We start from the raw sequence: 6,901 nt of genomic DNA, 5'->3' as shown, positions 1-6,901 counted from the left end.
CGCCGCGTACACCGCGGAGGTCGCGACGCCTTCGATGGAACGGCCCGGTAGGAGGTCGTCGTCGAGCGCACGGCGGTAGATGACGCTCGCGGTCTCCCGAACGTTCTTCGGGAGACCGAGCGCGCTCGCCATGCGGTCGATTTCGCCGAGCGCCTGCTTGAGGTTACGCTCCTTGCTGTCGCGGGTGCGGAACCGCTCGTTCCACGTTCGGAGCCGCTGCATCTTCTCGCGCTGGCGTGCGCCGAGGGTGTTACCGTAGGCGTCCTTGTTCTGCCAACCCATGTTGGTCGAGAGCCCCTTGTCGTGCATCATCTTCGTCGTCGGCGCGCCGACACGGGACTTCTGGTCCTTCTCCTTGGCGTCGAAGGCTCGCCATTCCGGACCGCGGTCGACGGAATCCTCCTCGACGACGAGGCCACACTCGGCACAGACGGTTTCGCCGTGGCCTTCGTCGGTGACGACGTTCCCGCCACACTCGGGGCAGGTTCCCTCCTCGTGCTCGTGTTCTTGCTCGTCCTCGTGTTCCCGTTCGTGGGTCGATACACCGGACTCGCTGTAGCGTTGGATTTTGGTTGTAGTCATGGTGGTGCGTTGGCGGAGGCTCCCGGTAGGGAAAACCCAAAGAATCCCGGAAGCTTAGTTCCTAACCACGAGTTAGGACGAAACGTACTTAAGAATTTCGGAATATGGTACGGTAATCACTCATCCATATTCATCGTTAATGACGCCCATACCGAGCGTTAATCGCAGTTTCAGTCTTTCATTATTGTCTATTTCTGAATCGAAAGTAACAAAAGATTGTCGGTCGGCATCATGCGATTTTGGATGGGGTTGTGTCGTAGATATGGCAACAGTACGGGGGAGTGATCGAGTCGGTATCCTGGTTGGCACTTCGGGTAACGAGTGTCGGTGAACCCGGCCGGAGACGGTGGTGAGGACCCCTTGATTCATCCCTCCAAATACGTCTTCGCCACTTCATCCGGCACCTGCTCGAACACCCGGTAGAACTGTCCGACCGCGCCGAACTGGAACGGTGTCTCCAGACAGAACACGTCGTCGGCCTCGCCGCGCAACCCCTCGATGGAACTCGGCGAGCCGACCGGTACGGCGAGGGCGACGTAACTCGCCCCCGCCTTTTTCACCTGCCTGAGACACGCGATGGTCGTCGCGCCCGTCGCCACGCCGTCGTCCACGACGAGGACGCGTTTCCCTTCGACCGCCGGAATTTGCCCCTCCCCTCGATACTGACGCTCCTTCTCGCGGGCCGCCTCGCTCTTGCGCTCCCGTTCGGCTTCGAGGTACGTCTCGCCGACGCCGATCTGCTCGATGAGGTCGTCGTTCAACCAGACGCTCCCGTCCGCCCCGACGGCCCCGATCGCCAGTTCCGGGTTTCCGGGAGCCCCCAGCTTCTTCGCCACTACGACGTCGAGCGGGACGTCGAGCGCGTCCGCAACCGGTCGGCCGATCGGGAGCCCGCCGCGTGGAATGGCGAGCACGACGTCCGCGTACACCCCTTCACGTGCGACGAGGGAGCCGAGTTTCGTCCCCGCATCCGTTCTGTCGTCGAACATGATTCCTCGCTCGAACGGAAGCGATTGACGCGGATAAACCTGTGTGCCGCTCCGAACCGGCGTCGAAATTTATCTCAGTAAATATAATTATTATGGTACTATACGCCAGTTATCGAACGAAACTGAGACATGGGCGAGATGGCATCTATCGTCGTTCTTCACGTGGACGACGACCCCGACGTGCTCGACCTCGCGGCGACGTCCCTCGAAGGGGAATCGAACCGGCTCCGACTTCGAACCGCGTCGTCCGACGATGACGCGCTTTCGATTCTCTGCGAGGGCGAGATCGACTGTGCCGTCTCGGAGTACGAGATGGCCGACACGACCGGGCTTTCCCTGCTCGAATCGGTCCGCGAGGAGTTTCCAGACCACCTGTTCATCCTCTTTACAGGGAGGGGGAGCGAAACGATCGCGAGCCGGGCGATTTCGGCGGGCGTCACCGACTACCTGCAGAAGGAGATATCGACCGACGGATACGCCATCCTCGCCAATCGAATCGAAAGTGTGGTTCACTCGGCGCGGACCGAGCGTGCGCTTCAGGAGAGCGAGGAGCGCTATCTCGATATGTACCGCTCGACCGGGAAGAGGGAACATCTCACTCGTGTCGAACGCGCGCACGAACGGATGGCCAACATCGTCAAAGGCGAGAGTTGACGTTGGCGCGACAGGGACGGTGAAAGAGACGAGGCTCATCTCGGGAGAGACCGTCACGACGAACGCGTGGACCTCGGTCGAAACCGGTCCTGCAACGCTCGATTCCACGTGGGATTCGACCATCGACACCGACGAGAGTCGGCTCCAGCAGTTGCTCGAAAACCTGTTCCGCAACGCTATCGACCACGGGCAGCCCGACGTGGTGATCCGTGTCGGCGAACTCACCGGCGTCGTAGAGGACGGCGGTCTTCGCCGGCAGGCAGCGACGGATGACGCTGCTGCCGGGTTCTTCGCCGAGGATGATGGACCGGGAATCCCAGAAGCGGCGCGCAAAACGGTGTTCGAGTCGGACTACTCCACCGCCAAAGCCGGAACCGGCCTCGGGCTGACCATCGTCCGACAGATTGCCGAAGCGCACGGGTGGGAGGTTTCGCTCGTGGCGGCGGACGACGGGGGCGCATGATTCGAGTTCGTGGGCGTCGAACTGGCGAACGAATGACGCGGGTATCACAGCGAACCGTCCTCGAAAAATGGCTCGAACTCGAAGACAGAAAGGGGAATACACCGTCAGTCGCTCCCGATTCGCTCACGGAGCGCGAACTGCTCGACCAGCTCCTTCGCGTGAAACCGGGCGTGGCGTCGTTTATTTGGCGGGAGAAACCGATCTCGTGGTATCGTCTAACGCTCTCTCGGGGGTCGTTCGAGAACCTTCTGGTCGTCGATGGGCCGGACGATATGCTGTGGAAAGCCCTCTCCCCGGACGGGACGATTCTCGGCGGAGCACGGCGAATCCTGAACGGCGACCCGGCCCAGTTGACGGCGGAGACGGGCGTCGATATCGACCGAATCCTGCGATTCCGTCGGAACCCGTCGGACGAACCGCTCGTGCTCGTGGACCGCCAAAACTGTCGGCCGCCGCGCGTCGCGGACGGGAACCACCGGGCGACTGCACGGGCGCTCGAACTGCTCGAAACGGACACGTACGACCCTGTTCAGGTCTATCTCGCGCGGTGTTCCCCTCCCGTCCTTTCTCCACTTCGACAGAGGGTTTGTGCCGTCACCCGCCGATCGGTCGGCCGTCGAACATGGTAGCCGAAAGGAATTTCTTCGAATCCGTCGAATGGCTGGTGTGCCATCCACACAGGTAGTGTATTTCACGGGGCCGCGCGAACTCGACGTTCGCACGGAGGGGGTTTCCGAACCGGGTCCGAGGGAGACACTCGTTCGAACCACGGTGTCGGCTATCAGTCCCGGCACGGAACTGCTCGTCTACCGAGGTGACGCGCCAACCGACATGGCGGCCGATGCGAACATCGACGCGCTCCCGGGCACGCTCGATTTTCCGCTCAACTATGGCTATGCGACGGCGGGAACCGTCGTCGCAGTCGGCAGGGAGGTGTCCGACGACCTCCTCGGGGAATCCGTGTTCGCGTTCCAGCCCCATGCAAGCCATTTCCTCGCATCGCCGGACGACTTGCTTCGGATTCCGGACGGCTGTTCGCCGGAAGAGGCCGTCTTCCTGCCGAACGTCGAAACGGCCGTCAACCTCGTCCTCGACGGCGCACCCCGAATCGGGGAACAGGCCGTCGTGTTCGGCCAAGGCCTCATCGGTCTACTGACGACCGGACTGCTCTCCACCACTCCGCTCGCCGATCTCGTGACACTCGATTGCTATCCGAGTCGGCGTGAATTGGCACGGGAGATGGGAGCGAACCGCTGTCTCGATGCGACGGTCGAGGACGCTGTCGAAACCGTCGAATCCGTTCTCTCGCGGCCGAACACCCCCGACGGCGCGGACGTGACTTTCGAACTCTCGGGCGACCCCGACGCGCTGAACGACGCCATCTCGGTGACGGGCTTCGACGGGCGAGTGCTCGTCGGGTCGTGGTACGGCGAGAAACGCGCCGACCTGTATTTGGGGGGATCGTTCCACCGAAGCCGAATCGACGTTTCGAGCACACAGGTGAGCACCCTCGCCCCCGAACTGCGGGGTCGCTGGAGCACCGAGCGTCGCCTCGCCGTCGCGTGGCGACGCCTCGCCGACCTCGACGTTGGCTGTCTCGTCACTCACCGGTTCCCAGTGGAGGACGCCGACGAGGGGTACCGATTGCTGGACGAGCACCCCGAAGAGGCGCTGGCGGTCCTGCTGACCTACGATTGAAGGGTTTCATCCACCAACCATGTACAAAGTGTGCGTTTCGCGGACGTTCGTTGCACAGCATTTCCTGACCGTGCCGAACCCCGGCCCGGAAGGCGAACTACACTCACATCGGTACGGCGTCGAACTCCGGTTGCGCGGCGAGTCGTTGAACGAGTTCGGCTATCTCGTGGACATCGACGCGGTTCGGTCGTCGCTGGACGAAACTGTCGCCCGCTACCGCGACGAAACCCTGAACGACCTGCCGGAATTCGAGGGGAAAAATCCCAGCGTCGAACATTTCGCGCGGGAGTTCCACGCCCGCGTTCTCGCTGGAATCGACGCCCCCGAGGTGACCGACGCGGCGGTCAGACTGCGCGAGGAGGAGGACGCGTGGGCCGCTTTCGAACGGCCGGTGTGATGCGGCTCGCGTTCGTCGTCTACGGCTCGTTGTCCGAACGATCCGGCGGCTTTCGCTACGACAGAAAACTGGTCGAAGTACTCCGCGAGCGCGGGCACGAGGTGCGAATCGTCGGCCTTCCGTGGGAGCGTTACGGGAAATCGCTGTTGCACAACGCCACGACCGACCTCCGGTCGCGGCTTGCGGGATTCGATGCGGTCCTTGAAGACCACCTCTGCCATCCGTCGCTGGTTCGGGCGAATCGGACGCTCGGGACACCCGTCGTTTCCGTCGTTCACCATCTCCGCTCCAGCGAACCGCGAGCGAGTTGGAAGAACTCGTTTTACCGTGCCGTCGAACGTGCGTACTTTCGAAGTCTCGACGCGGCACTCTGCAACAGCGAAACCACCCAAAAATCGGTCGAGTCGCTGTGCCGACTGCCGACGGCGGTCGGCTACCCCGCCGGAAATCGATTTCTCACATCTGCCGACGACCAATTCGCGGCCGAAGCCGCGAATCAGTCGAATCTATGCAGGTTCGATGGGCCGCTCCGCCTCGTGTTTCTCGGAAATCTCATCGAACGGAAAGGACTTCACGTCCTCCTGTCCGGACTCGCTGCCGTTTCGGGCGACTGGGAATTGACCATCATCGGCGCACCGACGGACGAGAGATACGCGGCGCGAGTCCGCCGGCTACGGGACCGTCTCGGACTTCACGAACGCGTTACGTTCACAGGGCGACTTACGGGCGAGGCGGTCACCGACCGCCTCGCTCAAAGCCACGCGCTCGTGGTTCCGTCGCTATACGAAGGGTTCGGTCTCGTTTATCTGGAGGGAATGGCATTCGGTCTGCCCGCCGTCGCCACGACGGCGGGCGGCGCACGCGAAATCGTCTCACACGGTAAAACCGGGTTTCTGCTCCCACCCGGTGACGCGGATGCGATTGCCGATGCCGTGAGAACGCTCCGGGACGACCGCACCGCCCTCCGCGAGATGAGCGATGCGGCGCGGGAGCGGTACGAATCGTGGCCGACGTGGGCGAAAACAGCGGAAACGGTGGAGCGACTGCTCGCCGGCGTTATCGAATCGGAGACGACCATCGCATGAACTTTCAAACGTATCTCGACGCTAAGCGAACCGTGGACGACCGCGCGCTGAACCGGCGGATTCTCCACCAGTTCAGCGCCGAACTTCCCGAATCCGCTCGAATCCTCGAAATCGGGGCCGGAATCGGGACGATGGTGGAACGACTTCACTCGTGGGAGCGTCTCCCCCGTCGTACTCGGTACACCGCCCTCGATATCGACCCGGAAAACATCGCAGCAGCTAGAAAACGACTGCTCGCGAACGGGTTCGAATCGCACGGCGACGGCCTCCGGATAGACGACGGCGAGCGCCGGTTGACCGTCTCGTTCGAAGTCGCCGACGCAATCGGATTTGCGGCAAGAACCGACGAGCGCTGGGATGCGCTCGTCGGTCACGCCGTCCTCGACCTGTTCGACCTCGAATCGGCGCTTCCCTCCCTCCTCTCCGCGCTCGAACCGGGCGGCATCTGCTACTTCCCCATTACCTTCGATGGGGGAACGACCTTCGACCCACCCCATCCACTCGATTCGCGGGTCGAACGACTGTATCACGAACACATGGGCGACAGTCACGGGTCGAGCGACGCAGGACGGCGATTGCTCGCCGCCCTGCGAGCGCGAGAAACGGATGTACGTGACAGGGGAGAAAGCGGGACGACAACGAGGGTGCTCGCAGCGGGAGGTTCTGACTGGGTAGTGTTTCCCCAAAACGGTTCGTATCCTGGTAACGAAGCTCGATTCCTGCGATACATCCTCGAAACTATCGGCAGCGTTCTCGACGAATGCGATCCCGATAGGGGTGCATTCGCGGAGTGGCGGCGGACGCGACGGCGACAAATCGAGCGCGGAGACCTCGTCTACGTTGCCCATCAACTTGATGTGCTGGGGAAGCGGGAATAAGCCTCGGGATAGTATGAAAATATATTATTATATCCGCAGACCTAACGACATTATGAGTAATCTGATGAGGACAGGATGATCCATTTGTATCATTCTTCCTCTAAATTAGTGCAATCCATCAGAATTAGTATTAATTTAGTAGATATTCATAGTGG

At 61.8% G+C, this 6,901-nt stretch carries 9 protein-coding genes; 7 read left to right on the top strand and 2 right to left on the bottom strand.

What is annotated here, in order from left to right:
• On the bottom strand, positions 1-582 hold a 582-nt coding region (locus tag WBV42_RS00460; RefSeq protein WP_423984303.1), incomplete at its 3' end, for a transcription initiation factor IIB.
• Positions 583-947: 365 nt separating this feature from the next.
• On the bottom strand, positions 948-1,571 hold the full coding sequence (locus WBV42_RS00455; RefSeq protein WP_423984302.1) for a phosphoribosyltransferase: 624 nt from the start codon (positions 1,569-1,571) through the stop codon (positions 948-950).
• Positions 1,572-1,709: 138 nt separating this feature from the next.
• On the opposite strand from WBV42_RS00455, the gene WBV42_RS00450 reads away from it, so the two are divergent.
• Genes WBV42_RS00450 through WBV42_RS00420 form a run of 7 tightly spaced genes read left to right on the top strand, consistent with a single transcriptional unit; the run spans position 1,710 to position 6,746 of the window.
• Positions 1,710-2,225 carry a response regulator gene (locus tag WBV42_RS00450; RefSeq protein WP_423984301.1) on the top strand — a complete coding sequence of 172 codons (516 nt, stop codon included), beginning with the start codon at positions 1,710-1,712 and terminating at the stop codon, positions 2,223-2,225.
• Positions 2,226-2,244: 19 nt separating this feature from the next.
• Entirely contained in the window at positions 2,245-2,688 is a 444-nt protein-coding gene (locus WBV42_RS00445) for a sensor histidine kinase (RefSeq protein ID WP_423984300.1), read from the top strand.
• A 32-nt stretch (positions 2,689-2,720) separates the two neighbouring features.
• On the top strand, positions 2,721-3,317 hold the full coding sequence (locus tag WBV42_RS00440; RefSeq protein WP_423984299.1) for a hypothetical protein: 597 nt from the start codon (positions 2,721-2,723) through the stop codon (positions 3,315-3,317).
• 37 nt (positions 3,318-3,354) lie between these two features.
• The gene (locus WBV42_RS00435) at positions 3,355-4,386 is read left to right on the top strand and encodes a zinc-binding dehydrogenase (RefSeq protein WP_423984298.1); all 1,032 of its coding nucleotides are present in this window, start codon (positions 3,355-3,357) and stop codon (positions 4,384-4,386) included.
• Between the two features lie 19 nt (positions 4,387-4,405).
• The gene (locus WBV42_RS00430; RefSeq protein WP_423984297.1) at positions 4,406-4,783 is read left to right on the top strand and encodes a 6-pyruvoyl trahydropterin synthase family protein; all 378 of its coding nucleotides are present in this window, start codon (positions 4,406-4,408) and stop codon (positions 4,781-4,783) included.
• Positions 4,756-5,868 carry a glycosyltransferase family 4 protein gene (locus WBV42_RS00425; RefSeq protein WP_423984296.1) on the top strand — a complete coding sequence of 371 codons (1,113 nt, stop codon included), beginning with the start codon at positions 4,756-4,758 and terminating at the stop codon, positions 5,866-5,868. The genes WBV42_RS00430 and WBV42_RS00425 overlap by 28 nt, the downstream gene beginning before the upstream one ends.
• Positions 5,865-6,746, top strand: a complete 882-nt coding sequence (locus WBV42_RS00420; protein WP_423984295.1) for a class I SAM-dependent methyltransferase — start codon at positions 5,865-5,867, stop codon at positions 6,744-6,746. Before WBV42_RS00425 ends, WBV42_RS00420 begins: the two co-directional genes overlap by 4 nt.
• Positions 6,747-6,901 lie beyond the last annotated feature (155 nt).

It is taken from the genome of Haladaptatus sp., from assembly GCF_049589095.1.
Taxonomy (GTDB): Archaea; Halobacteriota; Halobacteria; order Halobacteriales; family Haladaptataceae; genus Haladaptatus.
Note: the sequence above shows the minus strand (reverse complement) of the source record. Positions and strands in the feature narration are given on the sequence as shown.